We start from the raw sequence: 22,420 nt of genomic DNA on the forward strand, positions 1-22,420 counted from the left end.
GCAATCATGTTTCTTAGAACATCACCTGACCACCGGTCACGTTAATGGACTGACCGGTGCAGTAAGAGGCTTTCGGGCTGGCGTAAAACAGCAGCATGTTCAGCACGTCCTGATAATCGCAGCCGCGCTTAAGCGGAACCTTATCAATGTAGTACTGCTCGACTTCGTCTGGCTTAAGGCCAAGCTTGGTCGCATATTGCGGTAATAATGACTGAAACATCGGTGATTTCAGCAGATTGCCGAGCATCAGTGAATGCACGGTGATCCCGTACTCTGCCAGATCCAGCGCCAGCGACTGGGTTAAACCTACGCCGCCAAATTTTGCCGCGCTATAGCCTGAGTTGTGTTTACTGCCCACTTTCCCTGATTTGGAGTTGATCTGGATAATGCGTCCCTGGACGCCATCGCGGATCATCAGGCGTGAAAATTCACGTGCGCAGAGGAAGTAGCCGACCAGATTCACCTGCAGCGAGCGGTCGAAATCCCCAAGCTGAAAGTCGCTGATAAACGCGGCTTTTGCGATACCCGCGCTGTAAACCAGCAGATCGACGCGGCCAAATATTTCATCCACTCCGCGCGACAGCGCCAGCACACTCTGTTCGCTGGTGGCATCAGCGCCAAAACCGTAGGCGGTGCCTTCGCCAAACTCGGCGTTAATTTCCTGCGCGACGTTGGCGGCTTTATCGCTTTGGATATCCACCACCGCGACGCGGTACCCTTCTGTCGCAAGCCCACGGCAAAGGAATGCCCCCAGGGTCTGGCCTCCACCAATGACAACGGCAACCTGATTCATCTTTATCTCCTTCAATCTTAAGCAATAAACTTCAAAATACAGCCCGGTGCGATACCGTCCGGTACGGGGCCCGCAACGTGTACGGTGCCGGGAAATTCCGCTTCACTCAGTCCGTCAAAACGCAGAGTGATATGCCCCAGTTCACGTAAGTTTTGTTCCGCCACGCTGCCAACGGCTGTGACCGGGTAGTGATGCTGGCCTAGCTCAAATTGGATCCCAGCCTGCAAAGAGCCGTTCAGCTCCCCATGGCAATGGATGAAGCAAAATTCTTCGATATCCGCAGGCGCGCCTTCACGAAAGGTAATTAGCATCTGGTCGCAGAGTGCATCCGGGGCGCTCTGGCCGATGCGGGTGATGGTTGTTTCATAAATCACGGTCATTTTTGAGAGCCTCTTATTGGTAAATAAAGCCGGAAACAAACCAGGCGATGAGAACGGTCGGTGCGCCGGTCAGAAAACGACTCACCAGTACGGATGGCACACCAACGCGGACCGTGTCCTGGCGCGCTTCGGCTAGCGACAATCCGACTGGAATAAAGTCGCATGCCGCCTGGGCGTTAATGGCGAACAAGGCAGGTAGCGCCAGATGCGGAGGAATGTTCCCCAAACCAATCTGTACGCCGATCAGGACGCCGATAACCTGGGCGATGACCGCACCAGGGCCGAGGAAAGGGGACAGCAGCGGGAAAGAGCAGATCAGCGCCAGGGTTACCAGCCCCAGCGGATGGCTGGCCAGCGGTGCGAGTCCATGGGCAATCCAGTCCCCCAGACCAGACGCCATAATGATGCCGATCAGCGCCGAGACGAACGCCATAAACGGCAGAATGGTTTTCAGGACGGTATCGATAGTGTCTCGCCCGGCCTGAAACAGAACCGCAACGGCTGAACCCATTCCCATGCCGACTTTTGCCAACAGACCGTCGCTTTGTTCGGTAATTTTCTTGCTGGTGTCGTACTCGCGACCCATCGTGCTGTTTGCAGGCGTTGGCGCAGCGGATGCTTCACCGATAACGGTAATGTTTTCTTCTTTCACGCCAGAGACATAGATATCTTCGATAATATATTGGGCCAGCGGACCGGATTTACCCGTCGCGTGAATATTCACTGTTGGTATACGGCGTTTTGGATAGATCCCGCAGCGCAGCGTGCCGCCGCAGTCGATGATCGCCACGCCAATTTCGTTCTCTGGCGGCTCGCCTTCTTTGAAGCCATCAACGGCCTGCCAACCTGTTAGGCTGGCTATCCTGTCGACTATTGCGGGGCGAGTCCCTGCGGTGATATAGACAATTTTCTTGCCTGGCACGGCATCCAGTTCAAGCGGGCCGCCCCAGCCGCCGGTGCCTTTTTCAATACGAATACGCGTCATGATGCTGCTCCCGCCAGATGTACTTTCTGCTCAAGTTGAATGCCCATTTTTTTCTCAAAGATGGTGGTGGTGAAATCGGTCACCCAGCCGCGGAAGAAGTTGGTCACCAGGCCGACCAGCAAATAGCTCACCGCCAGCGGGCCGAGCGGAAGACCCAGCGTGGTCAGTCCGCTGGCGATCCCCAGATAGACGAACAGCTCACCGGGGTTGATGTGGGGAAATAAGCCGTTCATTGAATGGCAGCTGTAAGAGGCGGCTGCGTAGTAGCTGGGCTTGAACTTTTCCGGCATAAAGCGGCCCAGGCTCAGCGTCATAGGATTACAAAACACAAATGTGCCGATGCATGGCAGCAGTAGATAGCGGGACAGCGGGTTTCCGGCGCAGCGCTGGGCAAAACGTTCAATACGTTGCTGACCGATAAAGTTAATCAGCGCATTCATGATGACCAGCAGACTGATCAGCAGAGGCAGAATACCGGTCACCATGCCGGTAAACACCTCTCCGCCTTTCTGGAACAATCCGATAAACCACTCAGCACCGAGTGTGATGGTGTCGATCATTATTCTCTCCTGTAGGGGTTTTAGTTATCTTGCCAAACGGTAACTAATTTTAATCAGATCGAAAGATTTAAAAGTGTTATTTTGATCGCAAAATGAAAGATAAATATTTTAATTTGAAAGATTGTGCATGAGAACGCGCAAATGTGCCGGTCAGGAGTGTAAGAGGGGGGAAATTCTGTGAAGGAGAGCGACTACTGCTTCCTTGTGTGGCGGAGGATGCTTTACCATACTTCTCCCAGGCTGAATTTGTTTAATGGATGTCTCATGTTCAAGCGTCGTTATGTAGCGTTACTTCCCCTTTTTGTATTGCTTGCTGCTTGTAGCAGCAAACCTAAACCTTCAGAGACTCAAACGACTACGGGTACGCCATCCGGCGGCTTCCTGCTTGAGCCACAGCACAATGTCATGCAAACGGGCGGCGATTTTGCCAATAATCCAAACGCGCAGCAGTTCATCGAGAAAATGGTGAACAAGCACGGCTTTGACCGCCAGCAGCTGCAGGAGATCCTGTCGCAGGCCAAGCGTCTGGACTCAGTATTGCGTTTGATGGACCGTCAGGCGCCGACGACTCAACCGCCAGCCGGACCTAACGGTGCATGGCTGCGGTATCGTAAACAGTTCATCACTCCGGATAACGTGCAAAACGGTGTGGCCTTCTGGAACCAATATGAAGATGCGCTGAACCGTGCATGGCAGGTCTACGGCGTACCGCCGGAAATTATCGTTGGCATTATTGGCGTAGAGACTCGCTGGGGCCGGGTGATGGGTAAAACGCGGATTCTGGATGCGCTGGCGACGTTGTCGTTTAACTATCCTCGTCGTGCGGAATACTTCTCTGGTGAACTGGAAACCTTCCTGCTGATGGCGCGAGATGAAAGCGACGATCCGCTCGATTTGAAAGGTTCTTTCGCAGGGGCGATGGGCTACGGCCAATTTATGCCATCTTCCTATAAGCAATATGCCGTTGATTTCAATGGCGATGGGCACATTAACCTGTGGGATCCGGTTGATGCTATCGGTAGCGTGGCGAACTATTTCAAAGGCCACGGCTGGGTAAAAGGCGATACGGTCGCGGTTCCGGCGAATGGCCAGGCGCCAGGGCTGGCGAACGGCTTTAAAACCCAGTACAGCATTTCTCAGCTTGCCGCCGCAGGCCTGACGCCGCAGCAGTCGTTGGGGAATCATCAGCAGGCCAGCCTGCTGCGACTGGATATCGGTACCGGTTATCAGTATTGGTATGGACTGCCGAACTTCTACACCATCACCCGCTATAACCACAGTACCCACTATGCAATGGCCGTGTGGCAATTGGGTCAGGCGGTCGCGCTGGCGCGCGTGCAGTAATCATTTGTTATCGGTCTACAGGGGCAATCCCTTGTAGACCGAATAGACTATCCTGGTGCGTTATCCGGTACTCTTTTGAATGCAGTTTATCTATTTTCTGAATCCCCCTCGTAAAATTGTCTCCTCATCCCCATCTTGGTTATGAAAGTGCTATCTTGTCCGGCATATTTTTTTAACTGACAGAGGCTGAAATGACCGACAGTGAACTGATGCAGTTAAGCGAGCAGGTTGGCCTGGCGTTGAAAGCGCGCGGAGCAACCGTGACGACTGCGGAATCCTGCACCGGCGGCTGGGTAGCTAAAGCAATTACGGATATTGCCGGCAGCTCCGCCTGGTTTGAACGCGGGTTTGTGACCTACAGCAATGAAGCCAAAGCGCAGATGATTGGCGTGCGCGAAGAGACGCTGGTCCAGCATGGGGCGGTGAGCGAACCTGTGGTGGTGGAGATGGCGATTGGCGCGCTAAAAGCGGCCCGCGCGCATTTCGCTGTTTCGATTAGCGGCATTGCGGGGCCAGATGGCGGCAGTGAAGAAAAGCCCGTGGGGACGGTATGGTTCGCTTTTGCCAGCGCGAGCGGCGAGGGGATTACTCGCCGGGAATGCTTCAGCGGCGATCGCGATGCGGTACGTCGACAGGCGACCGCCTACGCGTTACAAACCCTGTGGCAACAATTTCTACAAAACACTTGATACTGTATGAGCATACAGTATAATTGCCCCAACAGAACATTATCTATCACGTTTCGCGGTTTAACCCGAAAGCGGCATGACAGGAGTAATTAATGGCTATCGACGAAAACAAACAGAAAGCGTTGGCGGCAGCGCTGGGTCAGATCGAAAAGCAATTCGGTAAAGGCTCCATCATGCGCCTGGGTGAAGACCGTTCCATGGATGTGGAAACCATCTCCACCGGTTCGCTTTCTCTGGATATCGCATTGGGCGCGGGCGGTTTGCCAATGGGCCGTATCGTTGAAATCTACGGGCCTGAATCTTCCGGTAAAACGACGCTGACCCTGCAGGTTATTGCTGCCGCCCAGCGCGAAGGTAAAACCTGTGCGTTCATCGATGCGGAACACGCACTGGATCCCGTCTATGCGCGCAAGCTTGGCGTTGATATCGACAACCTGCTGTGCTCTCAGCCTGATACCGGTGAACAAGCGCTGGAAATCTGTGATGCGCTGGCGCGCTCCGGTGCGGTTGACGTTATCGTTGTCGACTCCGTTGCCGCATTGACGCCGAAGGCAGAAATCGAAGGCGAGATTGGTGACTCTCACATGGGCCTTGCGGCACGTATGATGAGCCAGGCCATGCGTAAGCTGGCCGGTAACCTGAAGCAGTCCAACACGCTACTGATTTTCATCAACCAGATCCGTATGAAGATTGGCGTTATGTTCGGTAACCCGGAAACCACCACCGGTGGTAACGCCCTGAAATTCTATGCTTCTGTTCGCCTGGATATCCGTCGTATTGGCGCGGTGAAAGAAGGCGACAACGTGGTTGGTAGCGAAACCCGTGTTAAGGTCGTGAAAAACAAAATTGCAGCGCCGTTCAAACAGGCTGAATTCCAGATTCTTTACGGTGAAGGTATCAACTTCTACGGCGAACTGGTTGATTTGGGCGTGAAAGAGAAGCTGATTGAAAAAGCCGGTGCATGGTACAGCTACAACGGTGAGAAAATTGGTCAGGGTAAAGCGAATGCCACTAACTGGCTGAAGGAAAACCCGGCAACTGCGAAGGAAATTGAGAAGAAAGTACGCGAGTTACTGCTCAATAACCCGGATTCAAAACCAGACTTCTCTGTTGATGACAGCGGTGAAGATGTAAAAGAAACGAACGAAGATTTCTGATAATCTGACGTTATCGCACATAGAAGGGCTGCATACCATGCAGCCCTTTTCCATTTCTGAAGGCTCACTATGACAGAAGCAACTTCCCGCCGCTCCGCTTATTCCCGACTTCTTGACCGCGCTGTACGTATACTGGCGATGCGCGATCACAGCGAGCAGGAACTGCGGCGTAAGCTGGCCGCTCCGGTGATGGGAAAAAATGGACCGGAAGACATTGATGCAACGCCGGAGGATTACGACAAGGTCATCGCCTGGTGTATTGAAAGTCGTTATCTGGATGATGACCGCTTTGTTCAGCAGTTTATCTCCAGCCGTAGCCGTAAAGGTTATGGACCCGCGCGTGTGCGTCAGGAATTAAACCAAAAAGGGATTTCGCGGGAAGCCGTTGAACGAGCCATGCGCGAGTGCGAAATTGACTGGGCAGCACTTGCGCGCGCGCAGGCCATTCGTAAATACGGAGAACCTTTACCTGTAGATTTTTCAGATAAGGTAAAGGTCCAGCGCTTTTTGCTCTACCGTGGCTATCTGATGGAAGATATTCAGGCAATATGGCGAAATTTTGACGATTGAGCGCATACGGGATTTTACTTCCCAGTAAAGAAAACTTATCTTATTCCCACTTTTCGATTGCCAGAGGCGCAGTTTACGTGCCGATGCTGGTAATGACATTTCGTTAGCTTGATTTCTTCAGGATAATTATGAGCAAGAGCACCGCTGAGATCCGTCAGGCGTTTCTCGATTTTTTCCATAGTAAAGGACATCAGGTAGTTGCCAGCAGCTCCCTGGTACCGAACAATGACCCTACTTTGTTGTTTACCAACGCCGGGATGAACCAGTTCAAGGATGTGTTCCTTGGCCTCGACAAGCGTAATTATTCCCGCGCAACCACCTCGCAGCGTTGCGTGCGTGCGGGCGGTAAGCACAACGACCTGGAAAACGTCGGTTACACTGCACGTCACCATACTTTCTTCGAAATGCTGGGCAACTTCAGCTTCGGCGATTATTTCAAACATGATGCTATTCAATACGCATGGGAACTGCTGACCGGTGAAAACTGGTTTGCCCTGCCAAAAGAGCGTCTGTGGGTCACCGTCTATGAAACTGACGATGAAGCCTATGAAATCTGGGAAAAAGAAGTCGGCATTCCGCGCGAACGTATCATCCGTATCGGTGATAACAAAGGCGCGGCTTATGCTTCCGACAACTTCTGGCAGATGGGTGATACCGGCCCTTGCGGTCCGTGCACCGAAATTTTCTACGACCACGGCGACCACATTTGGGGTGGCCCTCCGGGAAGCGCAGAAGAAGATGGCGATCGCTACATTGAGATCTGGAACATCGTCTTCATGCAGTTCAACCGTCAGGCTGACGGCACCATGGAACCGCTGCCGAAGCCGTCCGTGGATACCGGTATGGGCCTTGAGCGTATTGCGGCCGTGCTGCAACACGTTAATTCCAACTATGAAATCGACCTGTTCCGTTCACTGATTGAGTCCGTGGCGAAAGTCACCGGCGCGACCGATCTGAGCAACAAGTCGCTGCGCGTTATCGCTGACCATATCCGCTCCTGTGCATTCCTGATTGCCGATGGCGTTGTCCCGTCGAATGAAAACCGTGGTTATGTGCTGCGTCGTATCATTCGTCGCGCGGTACGTCATGGCAACATGCTGGGCGCGAAGGATACCTTCTTCTACAAGCTGGTTGGTCCGCTGGTGGACGTCATGGGCTCCGCAGGTGAAGAACTGAAGCGTCAGCAGGCTATGGTTGAGCAGGTTCTGAAAACCGAAGAAGAGCAGTTTGCGCGTACACTGGAGCGTGGTCTGGCGCTGCTGGATGAAGAACTGGCAAAACTGTCCGGTGATACACTGGATGGCGAAACCGCATTCCGTCTGTATGACACCTACGGTTTCCCGGTTGACCTGACGGCGGACGTTTGCCGCGAGCGCAACATTAAGGTTGACGAAGCGGGCTTTGAAGCTGCAATGGAAGAACAGCGCCGTCGCGCGCGTGAAGCCAGCGGCTTTGGCGCAGACTACAATGCGATGATTCGTGTTGATGGCGCCTCTGAATTTAAAGGCTACGAACACCTGGAACTGAACGGCAAAGTGACCGCGCTGTTTGTTGATGGTAAAGCGGTAGACGCAATTAACGCAGGTCAGGACGCAGTTGTCGTCCTGGATCAGACTCCGTTCTATGCGGAATCTGGTGGTCAGGTTGGCGACAAGGGTGAACTGAAAGGCGCAGGCTTCGCGTTTGCCGTGAGCGACACGCAGAAATATGGCCAGGCCATTGGTCACATCGGTAAGCTGTCTGCGGGTTCTCTGAAAATTGGCGATGCAGTACAGGCTGATGTTGATGAAGCTCGTCGTGCGCGCATTCGCTTGAACCACTCCGCAACGCACCTGATGCACGCGGCGCTGCGCCAGGTACTGGGCACGCATGTGGCACAGAAAGGCTCGTTGGTTAACGATAAAGTGCTGCGCTTCGACTTCTCTCATACTGAAGCTATGAAGCCTGCTGAAATCCGTGCCGTTGAAGATCTGGTGAATGCGCAAATTCGTCGCAATCTGCCGATTGAAACGAACATCATGGATCTCGAAGCGGCGAAAGCCAAAGGCGCAATGGCGCTGTTTGGCGAGAAATATGACGACCACGTGCGTGTTCTGAGCATGGGGGATTTCTCTACCGAACTGTGTGGTGGTACTCATGCCAGCCGTACGGGTGATATCGGTCTGTTCCGTATTGTGTCTGAGTCAGGCACTGCGGCGGGCGTTCGTCGTATCGAAGCTGTGACCGGTGAAGGCGCTATCCAAACCGTGCATGCTGAGAGCGATCGCTTAAGCGATATTGCGCAGCTGCTGAAAGGCGATAGCCAGAATATTGGTGACAAAGTTCGTTCCGTGCTGGAGCGTACGCGTCAACTCGAAAAAGAATTGCAGCAATTGAAGGAACAGGCTGCGGCGCAGGAGAGTGCAAATCTCTCCAGCAAAGCGGTTGATATCAATGGCGTGAAGCTGCTGGTCAGCGAACTCGCGGACGTTGAGCCGAAAATGTTGCGTACCATGGTTGATGATCTGAAAAATCAACTGGGGTCTACCGTTATCGTTCTGGCAACGGTAGTGGAAGGTAAGGTTTCTCTGATTGCGGGTGTGTCTAAGGACGTGACAGATCGCGTGAAAGCAGGGGAGCTGGTTGGAATGGTCGCTCAGCAGGTAGGCGGTAAGGGTGGTGGTCGTCCGGACATGGCGCAAGCCGGTGGTACGGATGCTGCGGCTCTGCCAGCAGCGTTAGCCAGTGTGAAAGGCTGGGTCAGCGCAAAACTGTAATAATTATAAGCGTAAGTCGACGCTGCGGACTTCAATCCGCAGCGTTTGTATCAACGCTATCGACAACGATAAAGTCAGGTTGAAGTTGTGTATATCGGCTAAACTTAGGTTTAACAGAATGTGATGCCGTGACTGCTTACACTTAGGTGTTTGTCATCGCTTACTTTTTGGCGTTATATGATGGATAATGCCGGGATACAGAGAGACCCGACTCTTTTAATCTTTCAAGGAGCAAAGAATGCTGATTCTGACTCGTCGAGTTGGTGAGACCCTCATGATAGGCGATGAGGTCACCGTGACAGTTTTAGGGGTGAAGGGCAACCAGGTGCGCATTGGCGTAAACGCCCCGAAAGAAGTTTCTGTCCATCGTGAAGAGATCTACCAGCGTATCCAGGCTGAAAAATCCCAGCAGTCCAGTTACTAAGGTTTTCGCGTCTCACCTTTCTGGTGAGGCGCAACCTGATTGAATTATCCCTTTTCTTCTCTTTTCTTCTTCGTCTTCCTCATTTTTTCGATTCTCATCCGCGTATTGCCTTTCCCTGCGATTTTTCCGTTTGTTCATTGCCTCAGGAAATTGCCAATTTATCTGTTGATAAAACACTCTTTTTGCCGTTTTTGCAGACTGATTGCGCGTGAAATGTGCAAACGATAAAAGCGCTGGAAAAATTGTTTGACTTATAAGTCCCAGAAAGTAATATGTGCGCCACGCAGCGACGATGAGCAGAAACAAGTTCTTCGAAGCACTCGCAAGAGGCGTGTTGGTGAGGTGGCCGAGAGGCTGAAGGCGCTCCCCTGCTAAGGGAGTATGCGGTCAAAAGCTGCATCCGGGGTTCGAATCCCCGCCTCACCGCCATTTGCATCCGTAGCTCAGCTGGATAGAGTACTCGGCTACGAACCGAGCGGTCGGAGGTTCGAATCCTCCCGGATGCACCATCTTCTCTGCAATAGCGCATTAGCGTTGTTACAGAAAATCGATATCACTTTAGCAGCGATATCAAATCTGCAGTAAGTAAGTTTCCCTGATGCATCCGTAGCTCAGCTGGATAGAGTACTCGGCTACGAACCGAGCGGTCGGAGGTTCGAATCCTCCCGGATGCACCATCTTCTCTGCAATAGCGCATTAGCGTTGTTACAGAAAATCGATATCACTTTAGCAGCGATATCAAATCTGCAGTAAGTAAGTTTCCCTGATGCATCCGTAGCTCAGCTGGATAGAGTACTCGGCTACGAACCGAGCGGTCGGAGGTTCGAATCCTCCCGGATGCACCATCTTCTCCGAGATAACAGCAAAACTGTTGTTTCATGGTCTGCGAGATAATCGCGAGCACCAGGGAGGATAACGTTGCTTCAGCAACGGCCCACAGGGCGAGGCGCAGCCGAGTAATCCTCCCGGATGCACCATCTTACTTGATAGCGCTTTAGCAGCGACATCAAGTCTGCAGTAAAGCAAGTTTCCCTGATGCATCCGTAGCTCAGCTGGATAGAGTACTCGGCTACGAACCGAGCGGTCGGAGGTTCGAATCCTCCCGGATGCACCATCTTCTCCGAGATAACAGCAAAACTGTTGTTTCATGGTCTGCGAGATAATCGCGAGCACCAGGGAGGATAACGTTGCTTCAGCAACGGCCCACAGGGCGAGGCGCAGCCGAGTAATCCTCCCGGATGCACCATCTTACTTGATAGCGCTTTAGCAGCGACATCAAGTCTGCAGTAAAGCAAGTTTCCCTGATGCATCCGTAGCTCAGCTGGATAGAGTACTCGGCTACGAACCGAGCGGTCGGAGGTTCGAATCCTCCCGGATGCACCATCTTCTCCGAGATAACTCCCGGATGCACCATCTTCTCTCCTTTGAATCATTTCCACATACTCCCGGAACACCCCTTAATTCGCTGTCAGCGACAAAATCAATCAATTACGATAAAATAACGTCTGGTCATTCGGCTTGTGAGAAGACGATGTACGAACGTTATGCGGGTTTGATTTTTGATATGGATGGCACCATCCTGGATACCGAGCCAACGCACCGTAAGGCGTGGCATGAGGTATTGGGGCATTATGGGTTACGTTTTGATGAACAAGCCATGGTCGCCCTCAATGGCTCCCCAACGTGGCGTATCGCTCAGTCGGTAATTGAATTGAATCATGCCGATCTTGACCCTCATGCCTTGGCGCGTGAAAAAACCGACAAGGTGAGAAGCATGCTGCTGGATAGCGTCCAGCCTTTGCCATTGGTTGACGTCGTGAAAGCTTGGCATGGTCGTCGTCCTATGTCGGTAGGTACGGGGAGTGAAAGCGCGATTGCGGAAGCTCTGCTCGCACACCTTGGGCTGCGTCGCTATTTTGATGCTGTAGTCGCAGCCGATCACGTACAACACCATAAACCTGCTCCTGATACGTTTTTGCTCTGTGCCGAACGTATGGGTGTTGCTCCGGCGCGCTGTGTCGTGTTTGAAGATGCCGATTTTGGGCTTCAGGCGGCGCATGCCGCAGGAATGGACGCGGTGGATGTCCGGTTATTGTGAGTGATGGACTATCGCTCCTGTCACTGTTTGCCAGCAGTTTTCTCAGCGCTACGCTATTACCTGGCAATTCTGAAGTTGTTTTAGTTGCTTTGCTGGTCTCTGGGGTAAGTCATCCCTGGGTCTTAGTCTTAACAGCAACAATGGGTAATAGCCTTGGAGGGTTAACTAACGTTATCCTTGGGCGTTTCTTTCCATTGCGTAAAACATCGCGCTGGCAAGAAAAAGCCACTGGCTGGCTGCGGCGCTATGGCGCTGTCACACTATTATTAAGCTGGATGCCGGTTGTGGGTGATTTACTGTGCCTGTTAGCTGGATGGATGCGCATCTCGTGGGGTCCAGTACTTTTTTTCTTATGCCTTGGCAAGGCGCTGCGCTATGTAGTTGTCGCAGCGGTTACGACGCAAGGCATTATGTGGTGGCACTAATTGTGTTGTGAGATAGCCTTCAGGGTAACCAATACCATTATGCTAATTAAAACGATTTTGACAGGCGGGAGGTCAATTTGATCCCGGACGTATCACAGGCGCTGGCCTGGCTGGAAAACCATCCTCAGGCGTTAAAGGGGATTCAACGTGGGCTGGAGCGCGAAACGCTGCGCGTTAATGCAGATGGGTCATTAGCAACGACAGGCCATCCTGAGGTGTTAGGCTCAGCGCTAACGCATAAATGGATAACCACTGACTTTGCCGAAGCGCTGCTGGAGTTTATTACGCCTCCAGGCGACGACATTGAGAAAATGCTCACGTTCATGCGCGACCTGCATCGGTATACCGCCAGGAACCTGGGCGACGAGCGTATGTGGCCGCTGAGCATGCCTTGCTATATTGCCGAAGGCCAGGATATCGAACTGGCACAGTACGGTACGTCGAATACCGGTCGTCTGAAAACGCTGTACCGTGAAGGCCTCAAAAACCGTTACGGCGCGCTGATGCAGACTATCTCCGGCGTACACTACAATTTCTCATTGCCGATGGCTTTCTGGCAGGCGAAATGTGGCGTAACGGACGGCGAAGATGCTAAAGAGAAGATCTCCGCGGGTTACTTCCGTCTGATCCGCAACTACTACCGTTTTGGTTGGGTGATCCCGTATCTGTTTGGCGCCTCTCCGGCCATTTGTTCCTCTTTCCTGCAAGGAAAACCGACAACCCTGCCGTTTGAAAAAACCGACTGTGGGATGTATTACCTGCCGTATGCGACGTCGCTGCGCCTGAGTGATTTGGGCTATACCAATAAGTCGCAAAGCAATCTCGGAATTACGTTTAACGATTTGCATGAGTATGTGGCAGGATTAAAGCGCGCGATTAAAACCCCTTCCGAGGAGTACGCGGCGATCGGCCTGGAGAAGGACGGTAAGCGTCTGCAAATCAACAGCAACGTTCTGCAGATTGAAAATGAGCTGTATGCGCCTATTCGCCCGAAACGCGTCACTCGTCGTGGCGAAACGCCTTCTGACGCGCTTCTGCGTGGCGGTATTGAGTACATCGAAGTTCGCTCACTGGATATCAACCCGTTCTCACCGATCGGCGTGGACGAGCAGCAGGTGCGCTTCCTCGATCTGTTTATGGTCTGGTGTGCGCTGGCCGATGCCCCGGAAATGAGCAGCGATGAATTGCTGTGTACGCGTAAAAACTGGAATCGGGTGATTCTCGAAGGTCGTAAGCCTGGACTGACGTTAGGTATTGGCTGTGAAACAGCCCAGTTCCCGTTGCCTAAGGTAGGGAAAGATCTGTTCCGTGATCTGAAACGCGTGGCACAAACGCTGGACAGCATCGATGGGGGAGAGGAGTATCAAAAGGTCTGTGATGAACTGGTTGCCTGTTTTGACAACCCAGAACTGACTTTCTCTGCCCGGATCCTACGGTCTATGATTGATGAAGGCATTGGCGGCACGGGTAAAGCGCTGGGTGAGGCTTACCGAAATCTGCTGCGTGAAGAGCCGTTAGAAATATTGCAGGAAGCGGAATTTATTGCTGAAACCGAGGCTTCAAAGCGTCGTCAGCAGGAGATCGAAGCGGCTGATACTGAGCCGTTTAGCGTGTGGCTGGAAAAGCACGCTTGATACAAAAGAAAAAGGCCACTCGGGAGTGGCCAAAATTTCATCTCTGAAAACAGGGATGATGATAACAAATGCGCGTCTTTCATATACTCAGACTCGCCCCGGAACAAAGAGTTCAGATTATTTTCAAAAAATTTATCGGAGGTGGCTAAATGCCGTTGTTAGATAGTTTTACTGTCGATCACACCCGGATGGAAGCTCCCGCGGTCCGGGTTGCAAAAACGATGAACACCCCGCATGGCGACGCAATCACCGTGTTTGATCTGCGTTTCTGCATTCCGAACAAAGAAGTGATGCCTGAGAAAGGTATCCACACGCTGGAACACCTGTTTGCAGGTTTTATGCGTAACCATCTCAACGGCAACGGCGTGGAGATTATCGATATCTCTCCGATGGGATGCCGCACTGGCTTTTACATGAGCCTGATTGGTACGCCAGACGAGCAGCGTGTTGCCGACGCGTGGAAAGCGGCGATGGCGGACGTGCTGAAAGTGCAGGATCAAAACCAGATCCCGGAGCTGAACGTTTACCAGTGTGGCACGTATCAGATGCACTCTCTTAGCGAAGCACAGGATATCGCACGTCATATTCTGGAGCATGATGTACGCGTTAACAGCAATGAAGAGCTGGCGCTGCCGAAAGAGAAACTGCAGGAACTGCATATTTAGTCATACTGATTAGTTGTTCCAGCATTTAAATTAACCTCGGCTTATAACCGGGGTTTTTTATTGTCCCTCTCCCCTAAACCACCTCCTTGGTAGGTAATGCCAGTCAGTTAAGCATTATGGAGAACATGTGATTTCGGCTCAGGGTTCCGTTCACCTCAGTGGCATCACTTTTCTGAAGCGCAGATACCCGTGAACGCGCAAGGGAGGCTCACCGCCGCCTCCCTTGCAACCCAGGCTCCCGGCGGGAAAATCGTCGCTGCGCGATTCATTCGTCTTATGCCGTCTGCCTGTCGGGTCGGGGCCGGGCCTGCGTCCCTGCAGGCCGTCCCCTCTGCCCGCATCCCTGCGGGCAGACCCGGTCAGCCGTCAACGCCTCATCGATTTTCAGCCGGACCGGGGTCATCGCTGCAACGCACTGACTTCCAGTTAAGTCTGTTTTGCTGTTCAGATAAAAAACGCAGGTGGTCAGGTGTGGGCTGGTCCGGCTGAAAATTGCCGACGTGTTTCCGTAAGGCCGGGAGAACCCGCAGGGATGCGGGTTCAGGGCGCGTTTTGCAGGGACGCTGCCTCGCGCCCGGCCCGGTAGCCTGGAGGAATAAACGGAGGGGACCGCAGAGCGGCAATTTTCCCGCCGGGAGCCGGGATTGTTAAGGGTACGGCGATAGTACCCTTAACACGTTCACAGGTCGTATTGTCTCAGAGAAGTGATATCACTAAGGTGAACGTAGCAATACGCCGGAGGCAACAGATTCATTACCTCTGTATGTGCCACTCATCCTCGTTAACTAACAAGCATTACTCCTAGGGGGCAATAAAAAAGGGATCCGCAGATCCCTTTTATCAGATATTTAGTGCGCGCCACCGCCGCCGCCGCCCGCACCGAAGGGTGGTTTGGCAAACCACACCAGGCCAAGCAAGACCAGGAAGATCCCCGCCGACATCCAGAAGATTTCGTTGGCGGAAATAATCAGCCCCTGATTGGTGATCTGCTGGGCTATCCAGCCTGACGCCTGCTGGTGCGTCATCCCTAAATCCTGCAGCTTATCGTACATTGCCTGCGCGTTTGGATTGTAAGGATTAACGGATTCCGTTAACTGCGCATGGTGAAGTGACTCGCGGTTAGTCCACATCGTCGTCGTAATTGATGTGCCAATAGAGCCGGCCAGCGTTCGCGTAAAGTTCGACAAACTTGATGCCGCGGCCAGACGCTCAGGCGGTAAGCCGGACAGCGTGATAGTCGTCAGCGGCATAAAGAAGCAGGCTACCGCGAAACCCTGAATAAACTGTGGCCAGGCCGATGCGCCAAAGTCCATACCCGGTTCGAACGTCCACGCACGCCAGTAGAAACAGACGGCGTACATAATAAAACTGAACGTGACTAACCGACGCATATCAAGCTTGTGCGCGAAGCGGCCGATAATCGGCGATAAGATCACCGGAATCACCCCAACCGGCGCTGACGCCAGACCGGCCCAGGTTGCCGTATAGCCGTATACCTCCTGCAACAGCTGCGGCAGCAGGACGATTGCGCCGAAGTAGAGCATATAGGCCAGACTGATACACAGACAGCCGATGGTAAAGTTGCGCGACTTAAACAGCGAGAGGTCGACAATGGGGTGCTCGTCGGTAAGCTCCCAGACGATCAGGAAGCTGATGGCGACAACGGCGACCACCGTCAGGATGATAATCTCCTGAGAGGCGAACCAGTCCAGCTCTTTGCCGCGGTCGAGCATAATCTGCAAACTGCCGATACCAATGACCAGCAGGGCCAGACCAATGGCATCGATGCGCCGCTGCTCGGTTTTGGTTTCCCGACCGCGCAGGGTTTGCAGGGTCATCAATACCACCGCAGCACCGATTGGCACGTTGATGAAAAATATCCAGCCCCAGTGATAGTTGTCGCTGATATAGCCCCCAAGAATAGGGCCACATATCGGGGCAACAATCACCGTCATCGACCATAGCGCCAGGGCGATGGAACGCTTGGCGGGAGGATAGTTATTCAACAACAAGCTTTGTGACAGCGGAATTAATGGACCGGCGACAATCCCCTGGATTACGCGGAAGAAAATCAGCATGCTCAGGCTGGTGGACATCCCGCATGCCCATGACGCAATGACGAAGGCGATAGTTGACCACATGAATAGCCTTACTTCGCCAAAACGCTTTGCCAGCCAGCCGGTGATCGGAATCGAGATAGCGTTCGCCACCCCGAATGAGGTGATCACCCAGGTACCCTGGCTCAGTGAAGAGCCGAGGTTCCCGGCGATAGTGGGGATCGCCACGTTAGCAATGGTGGAGTCCAGCACCTGCATGAATGTCGCCAGGGACAGCGCGATCGTCATAATGACGAGCTGCGCGCCTTCCAGCGGTTTTTGCTGTTGCATCACACGCACCTTTGAATTAGCCCGCGTTGGCCTGCACGATCTCTTCGATCATCTTATTGACCGGAGCAAGGTTGATTTCCCGTGCATTACTTTCTGATACCGGCGTGGTGCGAACCTGGCTTGCCAGAATTTGTCCGTCACGATTTGAGGTATCTACCGTAACCAGCGTAGATAAACCGATACGCAGCGGATGCTGCGCCAGCTGCTGTGCATCCAGTTCAATACGCACCGGCAGACGCTGGACGACTTTGATCCAGTTACCCGTCGCGTTTTGTGCTGGCAGCAGGGAAAAGGCGCTGCCCGTACCCATATCCAGCCCGATAACCTTACCGGTATATTTCACGTCATCGCCGTAAATATCGCTGATCACGGTCGCCGGTTGACCGATACGCATGTGCGCGAGCTGTGTTTCTTTGAAGTTGGCATCCACCCACAGGTTAGTGGCTGGAACGACCGCCATCAGCGGCGTGGTCGGGCTAATTTGCGCTCCCGGCTGCACGGAACGACGGGAAACATAGCCAGTCATTGGGCTGACGATTCGGGTTCGTTCCAGCGCCAGCCAGGCATTGCGCACTTCAGTGGCCGCCTGTTGCACGGCGGGCTGGTCTTCCAGCTTACTGCCGAGAATCATCGCCTGGTTGGCATTATATTGTTGGATAGCAACATCAAGCTGAGCCTGAGCGCTGGCGACGGCATCACGCGCATGTTGCAGCTCTTCGCGGCCAATCAGGTTGGCATTGCCCAGCGGGACACGGCGATTAAAGTCGCTTTGTGCCTGCGCCAGCGCGGTTCTCTGCACTTCAATGCTTGCCTGTAACTGCTTGCTGTTGATCATCAACTGGTGCGTCTGACGCACGCTGGAAGCCAGCGCAGTTTTGGCTTTTTCAAATGCCTGCTTTGCGTCCGTCTGGTCGAGGGTGACCAGCACATCGCCTTGTTTTACAAAGTCAGTGTTATCAGCCCAGACTTTCGTCACGCTGCCTGATACCTGCGCCATGATTTGAACCTGGTTCCCTGCCACGTACGCATCGTCTGTCTCTTCGACATGACGCAGTACTAAAAACCAATAAATCCCATATGCCACGGCAATGATAATAAAGAGCAAGGTCAGAAGGAGCAGCATACTTTTACGTTTGCCATTCTTCTTGACCGGTTGCTGCGGGGTTTGAGTCTCCGCATTTGCGCTCATGTTGTTCTCCACGATCTTCTTTTTTTTTCACATCGGCTGAGCCGACCTGTTTATCAGACAGGCCAGCAGTATGCGTGCTGGCCTGTCGGTTTTTTCATTTATAAATCTGGATTTCTGAGCGAGTCGGCGCGTTAGCGCAACGCTTCTAATACCGCGCCATCCAGCTCCATCTGGTCAAGACGGGTCAGAAGTTTACGGGTAATTTGCTCAAGCTGATCTTTTTCGGTGGTGCTGAGAGATGACCAAAGCTGATGCAGGCAGTTATGCTGAGGCGGTAACACCTCTTGCAAAAATGCGTGGCCTTTCTCGGTCAATTGCAGATGCAGACAGCGGCGATCGTTATCGCTTTCGCGACGTTCGATCCAGCCACGTTTTTCTAACTCATCCGCAATGCGGGTTGCGTTAGTGCGTGACGAGCCAAGCGCGCAACTCAGTTCAGAAGGCTGAATACTGTGGTTTTCCTGAGACTCCAGCGTAATCAACGCCATAAACAATGTCTCGTTAATCCCTTGAGCTTTCAGCATCTTATTGCGGTTTTCCAGCAGCTTGCCCTGCATGTGCATGCATAGACGAGTCAGAAGCACTTCCTGATAAGGGAACTCTTCGTAGCGGCTGGCGCGAAATTTTAGCATTTGTTCAATGGGCGTAAACGAACTATCCATTTGGGTATAACCTCATTAATTTCAGCCGATATAGTAACGACAGTGACAAATAAAGTAAATGTATTATTTATTTAAAATGATTGTTTTTATCTATAAGACAATCAGCATTTTCCAGGCTAATCCATAGCCCAGAGCACTCAGTAAGGTTGGAATGATGATGCTGCGGGTCTTATAGAAGCTTGCGCCCAGTATGATAAACCCCACCAGCGTAGGCACGAACCGACGAGAATCGTGCATCACTTCTGGCGCGGTAGACACCACCAACAGGGCGCAAATTGATGCAATGCCAATGGTGTCGAGTAATATGCCCGTCGCGCCGCGCTTCGTCGGGCGAACATTGCCCACTCCAAGACGGAGCGGCAAATAACGAAAACAGTAGTTAACGCAGCCGACCAACAGGCCAAGCAGCAGGACCTCATAGCTCATCGGGACCTCCCTGCCAAAATGACTGGATAAGAGCCGTCAGACATCCGCAGACAATGCCTGCAAGGATGGCGGCAGGAATGGAAAACAGCATGACGCCAGCCAGCGCGCCGGCCAGTGCTGCAGTTACACAAAGTGCTTGTTGACGCTGGAAAGAGGCGAGCAGGAAGCTCATGAACAGCGCCGGGAGCATGAAGCCCAACGCCGCTTCAACTGCCGGGTAATCCTTGAGTAAACCACTACCGGAAAACGCGCCGATCACCGTGCCAAACACCCAGGAGGCCCAGGAGCATAGCGCAATGCCGATCATCCAGTTTTCACTCCAGCGCCGGTTATCCCGTACCAGCTTCGCGGTGGCGGCGGCAAAGACTTCATCGGTGAGACCAAAGGCCCACAGCGCGCTTTTGGGTTTGCTCAGTCGCTGGGCGATTCGGCTACGCAGGGAAGGTCCGTACAAAACATGGCGTACATCCATGGCCATGACGGTCAGTGCGGCGACCCACAAAGAACTGCCTGCGGCGAGCATTGTGGTGATGACAAACTGGCTGGCTCCCGCATAGATAATGCAGGAGAAAAACACGCTTTCAACCGGAGTAAAGCCAAGGCGAGTGGCATTGAGACCAAATGCAAAAGCGACCGGAATATAGCTGATGACTATTGGCAGGCTGTCTTTGAATCCTTCAGTTAGCGTTGCAGAACTGGGTTCAGACTGGGATATCGGGCTTTCCATAGGGTTATAGGTTTCATTACCGAAATTAATATAAATTGGTTCAATGAGTTATAACCTTAGCAGACTGATGGGCTCCTTAACACCCTGCGGAGCCCAATCAGCGGTAAACATACGCTATATGCTTAATTTACGGCTTCCTGACGGTGATATCCTCGCCACCAGACCAACAGGTTGAGTAGGGCAACGGTCGTACCGGCCAGACAAACGCCAGCCCAACCGGCATGCTGCCAGGCGGAGGCCGAAATCAGCGAACCTGCCGCCCCGCCAATAAAATAGCTGGTCATGTATCCGGCGGTCAGGCGATTACGCGCGTCCGGATGAATGCGATAGATAACCGTCTGGTTGGTGATATGCACACCCTGAACGGTGAGGTCCAGGACCAGGATACCGATAATCAGCATTGGCACGGAACTATGCCCTAACCAGATAGCCCACCAGGAGAGCAGCAGTAATAACAGACCTGTGGTCGTGGTGAGATGTGATTTTCCCTTATCGGCAAAACCACCTGCCGGACGCGCGCCTAACGCCCCTGCGGCCCCTGCCAGGCCAAACAGCCCGATCGTTCCTTCGGAGTAGTTAAACGGCGGCGCGGCGAGCAAAAACGCCATAGAGGTCCAGAGAATACTGAAATTGGCAAAGGTCAGGCAGCCCAGCATCGCGCGGGTACGCAGCAATTTATCATGGATAAACAGGCTGAATACGGAGCCTAACAGTTGCGGATAGTTGAGATGAGTATCTGATTTCATCTTCGGCAGACCGCGCCACAGCGCAATCGCCATCAGCGCCATTAATATCGATGCGACCCAAAATACGGTGCGCCAGCCGCCAAGATTGGCCAGTAATCCCGCCACGGTGCGCGCCAGCAGGATACCCAGCAGCAGGCCGCTCATAATGGTGCCGACAACTTTACCGCGCTTATCCGGCGTGGCAAGCGTCGCCGCCAGCGGAACCAGAATCTGTGCCACTACCGAGAACAATCCGGTAAGGGCGGTGCCGAGGATCAGCATGCCCAGCGACTGGCTGCTGGCGGTAATAAGCATGCCGCCTGCCGCTAACAGCGTCATGGAGACGATCAGCATCCGACGTTCAAACATATCGCCAAGCGGTACTAAAAACAGCAGGCCGGCGGCATAGCCGAGCTGGGCCGCGGTGACGATAAAGCCAGCGGTGCTGGCCGATAGCGAAAAGTTACGTGCGATGGTGTCGAGCAGCGGCTGCGCGTAATAGTTACTGGCGACGGCGAGGCCGGTGGCGATAGACATTAACAGGATCAGCGAAGGGCTAAGTCCCTGAGTGGTTTTCGTCATGGTTTTCAACTGAAAAATGGGTTGCAGAAAACAATCATAACGTAAGTGATTAAATGTTGCTGATTTGTTGGGTGATGGATTGTGTGGTTGGGAGGAGGGCGTGTAGGCCGGATAAGGCGCATCGCGCCACCATCCAGCATTGGTGTGATGGCGCTACGCTTATCAGGCCTACGAGGGGGTTATTTCTGCGCAGCCAGCGCTTCTTTCACCCAGCCATCAAACTGTTGCTGGTGGGCTTTGATCCAGCCGTCAACGTGACCCTGCACGTCGGCTTCAGATGCTTTCCCGTCGTGCATCATCGCGTTCTGCGCGTTGATATCCGCCAGCGGCAGCTTCATGACGGCAAACAGTTTCGCCGCAGCCGGGTTTTTCTCCGCCCAGGCTTTGTTGGCGACGATATGCATAGTGTTCACCGGGAAGCCGTAGTTGGCGCCGTTTGGCAGCTTGGTATCAATGTCTTTCTGCTCGCCTGGCAGGGAAGAGAACGGCACCTGCAGCCAGACCACATCTTTACCCGGTTTCATTACGTCGCTCACCCAGTACGGTGTCCAGGTGTAGTAAAGAATGGGTTTGCCTTCTTTAAAGCGGGTAATGGTGTCAGCCATCATCGCCGCATAGTTACCGTGGCTGACCTCGACGGTTTTTTCCAGATCGAAGGCTTTGTTCTGGTGGTTGATCACCGCTTCGCAGCCCCAGCCCGGCGAGCAGCCCATCATGTCTGCTTTTCCGTCGCCGTTGGTGTCAAAGATTTTGGCGATCTTCGGATCTTTTAACTGGGCAATGTTGGTGATTTTATACTGCTCAGCGGTTTTTTTATCGATCAGATAACCTTGCGCGGCACCCGTAACGAATACCCCCTCGCGATAGAACTTTTTGTCTCCGCCCGCTGCGGCATACATATCATCATGCAGCGGCTGCCAGTTCACAGCGGTAAAAGTTGCATCGCCAGAGGCAATGGAGGTATAGCCGACGTTGTAGTCAACTTCGCTTGTTTTGTTAACGGTATAACCCAGTTTCTCCAGCGCACGGGCGACCAGTTGCGTCTGGAAGGATTCTTCAGAGATAGTGCTCTGGATTGGCTGTACAGTGATGCCTTTGCCTGGCAGATCGGCAGCGAAAGTGCTGGTGGAGACAAGGGTGGCAAACGCTGTGGCAATAATGACGTTCTGTCGCATCGTTGTTCCTTAATTATTGGAGGGACGTATAGGCCCGGTAAGCAATACGCCACCGGGCAGCGGGTGA

General features: G+C 53.1%; 21 protein-coding genes and 6 tRNA genes. 16 read left to right on the top strand and 11 right to left on the bottom strand.

The annotated features are described in order from the left end of the window. Nucleotides 1–13: 13 nt before the first annotated feature. From srlD to srlA, 4 genes are read right to left on the bottom strand one after another with little or no spacing between them, the layout of a single operon-like run. Entirely contained in the window at nt 14–793 is a 780-nt protein-coding gene (srlD, locus tag HV334_RS05480) for a sorbitol-6-phosphate dehydrogenase (RefSeq protein ID WP_003037345.1), read from the bottom strand. Nucleotides 794–810: 17 nt separating this feature from the next. Then, on the bottom strand, nt 811–1,173 hold the full coding sequence (gene srlB / locus HV334_RS05485) for a PTS glucitol/sorbitol transporter subunit IIA (protein ID WP_016157310.1): 363 nt from the start codon (nt 1,171–1,173) through the stop codon (nt 811–813). A 13-nt stretch (nt 1,174–1,186) separates the two neighbouring features. Beyond that, nucleotides 1,187–2,158: a PTS glucitol/sorbitol transporter subunit IIB gene (locus HV334_RS05490; RefSeq protein ID WP_016154170.1), complete on the bottom strand. Its 972-nt coding sequence runs from the start codon at nt 2,156–2,158 to the stop codon at nt 1,187–1,189. After that, complete coding sequence (gene srlA, locus HV334_RS05495; RefSeq protein WP_016154169.1) at nt 2,155–2,718, bottom strand: PTS glucitol/sorbitol transporter subunit IIC; 564 nt, start codon at nt 2,716–2,718, stop codon at nt 2,155–2,157. The genes HV334_RS05490 and srlA overlap by 4 nt, the downstream gene beginning before the upstream one ends. Before the next feature lie 264 nt (nt 2,719–2,982). Between srlA and mltB the strand changes: the two genes are divergently transcribed. The 16 genes from mltB to luxS all read left to right on the top strand — a co-directional run bounded on the left by mltB (nt 2,983) and on the right by luxS (nt 14,480). Then, the gene (gene mltB, locus HV334_RS05500; RefSeq protein ID WP_032947148.1) at nt 2,983–4,062 is read left to right on the top strand and encodes a lytic murein transglycosylase B; all 1,080 of its coding nucleotides are present in this window, start codon (nt 2,983–2,985) and stop codon (nt 4,060–4,062) included. A 191-nt stretch (nt 4,063–4,253) separates the two neighbouring features. Continuing rightward, nucleotides 4,254–4,751 (top strand): nicotinamide-nucleotide amidase, encoded by a 498-nt coding sequence (pncC, locus tag HV334_RS05505; RefSeq protein ID WP_016154167.1) that lies wholly within the window; start codon nt 4,254–4,256, stop codon nt 4,749–4,751. 92 nt (nt 4,752–4,843) lie between these two features. Further along, on the top strand, nt 4,844–5,908 hold the full coding sequence (gene recA / locus HV334_RS05510) for a recombinase RecA (protein WP_016154166.1): 1,065 nt from the start codon (nt 4,844–4,846) through the stop codon (nt 5,906–5,908). 69 nt (nt 5,909–5,977) lie between these two features. Next, nucleotides 5,978–6,478 (top strand): recombination regulator RecX, encoded by a 501-nt coding sequence (recX, locus tag HV334_RS05515; RefSeq protein ID WP_016154165.1) that lies wholly within the window; start codon nt 5,978–5,980, stop codon nt 6,476–6,478. Nucleotides 6,479–6,606: 128 nt separating this feature from the next. Next, nucleotides 6,607–9,234 (top strand): alanine--tRNA ligase, encoded by a 2,628-nt coding sequence (alaS, locus tag HV334_RS05520; RefSeq protein ID WP_016157306.1) that lies wholly within the window; start codon nt 6,607–6,609, stop codon nt 9,232–9,234. 238 nt (nt 9,235–9,472) lie between these two features. Continuing rightward, the gene (gene csrA, locus HV334_RS05525; RefSeq protein WP_000906486.1) at nt 9,473–9,658 is read left to right on the top strand and encodes a carbon storage regulator CsrA; all 186 of its coding nucleotides are present in this window, start codon (nt 9,473–9,475) and stop codon (nt 9,656–9,658) included. 336 nt (nt 9,659–9,994) lie between these two features. After that, nucleotides 9,995–10,087: transfer RNA gene (locus HV334_RS05530), tRNA-Ser, on the top strand. A 3-nt stretch (nt 10,088–10,090) separates the two neighbouring features. Further along, a tRNA-Arg gene (locus tag HV334_RS05535) sits at nt 10,091–10,167 on the top strand. Between the two features lie 91 nt (nt 10,168–10,258). After that, nucleotides 10,259–10,335 (top strand) — tRNA-Arg (locus HV334_RS05540). 91 nt (nt 10,336–10,426) lie between these two features. After that, nucleotides 10,427–10,503, top strand: a tRNA-Arg gene (locus HV334_RS05545). A gap of 192 nt (nt 10,504–10,695) precedes the next feature. Then, nucleotides 10,696–10,772 (top strand) — tRNA-Arg (locus HV334_RS05550). A gap of 192 nt (nt 10,773–10,964) precedes the next feature. Next, a tRNA-Arg gene (locus HV334_RS05555) sits at nt 10,965–11,041 on the top strand. A gap of 148 nt (nt 11,042–11,189) precedes the next feature. Further along, complete coding sequence (gene yqaB / locus HV334_RS05560; RefSeq protein WP_016157305.1) at nt 11,190–11,756, top strand: fructose-1-phosphate/6-phosphogluconate phosphatase; 567 nt, start codon at nt 11,190–11,192, stop codon at nt 11,754–11,756. Then, entirely contained in the window at nt 11,753–12,181 is a 429-nt protein-coding gene (locus tag HV334_RS05565) for a YqaA family protein (protein ID WP_003825961.1), read from the top strand. Before yqaB ends, HV334_RS05565 begins: the two co-directional genes overlap by 4 nt. A gap of 77 nt (nt 12,182–12,258) precedes the next feature. Continuing rightward, on the top strand, nt 12,259–13,815 hold the full coding sequence (gene gshA / locus HV334_RS05570) for a glutamate--cysteine ligase (protein WP_016154161.1): 1,557 nt from the start codon (nt 12,259–12,261) through the stop codon (nt 13,813–13,815). Nucleotides 13,816–13,964: 149 nt separating this feature from the next. Beyond that, complete coding sequence (gene luxS / locus HV334_RS05575) at nt 13,965–14,480, top strand: S-ribosylhomocysteine lyase (RefSeq protein ID WP_016154160.1); 516 nt, start codon at nt 13,965–13,967, stop codon at nt 14,478–14,480. 848 nt (nt 14,481–15,328) lie between these two features. On the opposite strand, the gene emrB is transcribed toward luxS, so the two are convergent. The 7 genes from emrB to proX all read right to left on the bottom strand — a co-directional run bounded on the left by emrB (nt 15,329) and on the right by proX (nt 22,353). Continuing rightward, on the bottom strand, nt 15,329–16,867 hold the full coding sequence (emrB, locus tag HV334_RS05580; RefSeq protein WP_047499457.1) for a multidrug efflux MFS transporter permease subunit EmrB: 1,539 nt from the start codon (nt 16,865–16,867) through the stop codon (nt 15,329–15,331). Between the two features lie 16 nt (nt 16,868–16,883). After that, nucleotides 16,884–18,056, bottom strand: coding sequence for a multidrug efflux MFS transporter periplasmic adaptor subunit EmrA (gene emrA, locus HV334_RS05585; protein ID WP_047499459.1), 1,173 nt, complete (start codon nt 18,054–18,056; stop codon nt 16,884–16,886). Nucleotides 18,057–18,187: 131 nt separating this feature from the next. After that, entirely contained in the window at nt 18,188–18,718 is a 531-nt protein-coding gene (gene mprA, locus HV334_RS05590) for a transcriptional repressor MprA (RefSeq protein ID WP_181221255.1), read from the bottom strand. 90 nt (nt 18,719–18,808) lie between these two features. Next, a complete protein-coding gene (gene ygaH / locus HV334_RS05595) occupies nt 18,809–19,144 on the bottom strand; it encodes an L-valine transporter subunit YgaH (protein ID WP_181221256.1) in 336 nt (111 codons plus the stop codon). Then, the gene (locus tag HV334_RS05600) at nt 19,134–19,871 is read right to left on the bottom strand and encodes an AzlC family ABC transporter permease (RefSeq protein ID WP_019077531.1); all 738 of its coding nucleotides are present in this window, start codon (nt 19,869–19,871) and stop codon (nt 19,134–19,136) included. Before HV334_RS05600 ends, ygaH begins: the two co-directional genes overlap by 11 nt. Before the next feature lie 122 nt (nt 19,872–19,993). Continuing rightward, on the bottom strand, nt 19,994–21,178 hold the full coding sequence (locus HV334_RS05605) for an MFS transporter (protein WP_047358817.1): 1,185 nt from the start codon (nt 21,176–21,178) through the stop codon (nt 19,994–19,996). A 179-nt stretch (nt 21,179–21,357) separates the two neighbouring features. After that, the gene (proX, locus tag HV334_RS05610) at nt 21,358–22,353 is read right to left on the bottom strand and encodes a glycine betaine/L-proline ABC transporter substrate-binding protein ProX (protein WP_016154154.1); all 996 of its coding nucleotides are present in this window, start codon (nt 22,351–22,353) and stop codon (nt 21,358–21,360) included. Nucleotides 22,354–22,420: the final 67 nt, after the last annotated feature.

The organism is Citrobacter sp. RHBSTW-00944, assembly GCF_013615435.1.
In the GTDB taxonomy this organism is placed as follows: Bacteria; Pseudomonadota; Gammaproteobacteria; order Enterobacterales; family Enterobacteriaceae; genus Citrobacter; species Citrobacter braakii.

Coding starts and splice junctions, on each gene's coding strand:
- HV334_RS05600 (WP_019077531.1), bottom strand. CDS start 19,871: ATGGAAAGCCCGATATCCCAGTCTGAACCCAGTTCTGCAACGCTAACT.
- mltB (WP_032947148.1), top strand. CDS start 2,983: ATGTTCAAGCGTCGTTATGTAGCGTTACTTCCCCTTTTTGTATTGCTT.
- proX (WP_016154154.1), bottom strand. CDS start 22,353: ATGCGACAGAACGTCATTATTGCCACAGCGTTTGCCACCCTTGTCTCC.
- srlB (WP_016157310.1), bottom strand. CDS start 1,173: ATGACCGTGATTTATGAAACAACCATCACCCGCATCGGCCAGAGCGCC.
- HV334_RS05605 (WP_047358817.1), bottom strand. CDS start 21,178: ATGACGAAAACCACTCAGGGACTTAGCCCTTCGCTGATCCTGTTAATG.
- csrA (WP_000906486.1), top strand. CDS start 9,473: ATGCTGATTCTGACTCGTCGAGTTGGTGAGACCCTCATGATAGGCGAT.
- pncC (WP_016154167.1), top strand. CDS start 4,254: ATGACCGACAGTGAACTGATGCAGTTAAGCGAGCAGGTTGGCCTGGCG.
- alaS (WP_016157306.1), top strand. CDS start 6,607: ATGAGCAAGAGCACCGCTGAGATCCGTCAGGCGTTTCTCGATTTTTTC.
- emrA (WP_047499459.1), bottom strand. CDS start 18,056: ATGAGCGCAAATGCGGAGACTCAAACCCCGCAGCAACCGGTCAAGAAG.
- srlA (WP_016154169.1), bottom strand. CDS start 2,718: ATGATCGACACCATCACACTCGGTGCTGAGTGGTTTATCGGATTGTTC.
- emrB (WP_047499457.1), bottom strand. CDS start 16,867: ATGCAACAGCAAAAACCGCTGGAAGGCGCGCAGCTCGTCATTATGACG.
- recX (WP_016154165.1), top strand. CDS start 5,978: ATGACAGAAGCAACTTCCCGCCGCTCCGCTTATTCCCGACTTCTTGAC.
- mprA (WP_181221255.1), bottom strand. CDS start 18,718: ATGGATAGTTCGTTTACGCCCATTGAACAAATGCTAAAATTTCGCGCC.
- luxS (WP_016154160.1), top strand. CDS start 13,965: ATGCCGTTGTTAGATAGTTTTACTGTCGATCACACCCGGATGGAAGCT.
- srlD (WP_003037345.1), bottom strand. CDS start 793: ATGAATCAGGTTGCCGTTGTCATTGGTGGAGGCCAGACCCTGGGGGCA.
- ygaH (WP_181221256.1), bottom strand. CDS start 19,144: ATGAGCTATGAGGTCCTGCTGCTTGGCCTGTTGGTCGGCTGCGTTAAC.
- HV334_RS05490 (WP_016154170.1), bottom strand. CDS start 2,158: ATGACGCGTATTCGTATTGAAAAAGGCACCGGCGGCTGGGGCGGCCCG.
- yqaB (WP_016157305.1), top strand. CDS start 11,190: ATGTACGAACGTTATGCGGGTTTGATTTTTGATATGGATGGCACCATC.
- recA (WP_016154166.1), top strand. CDS start 4,844: ATGGCTATCGACGAAAACAAACAGAAAGCGTTGGCGGCAGCGCTGGGT.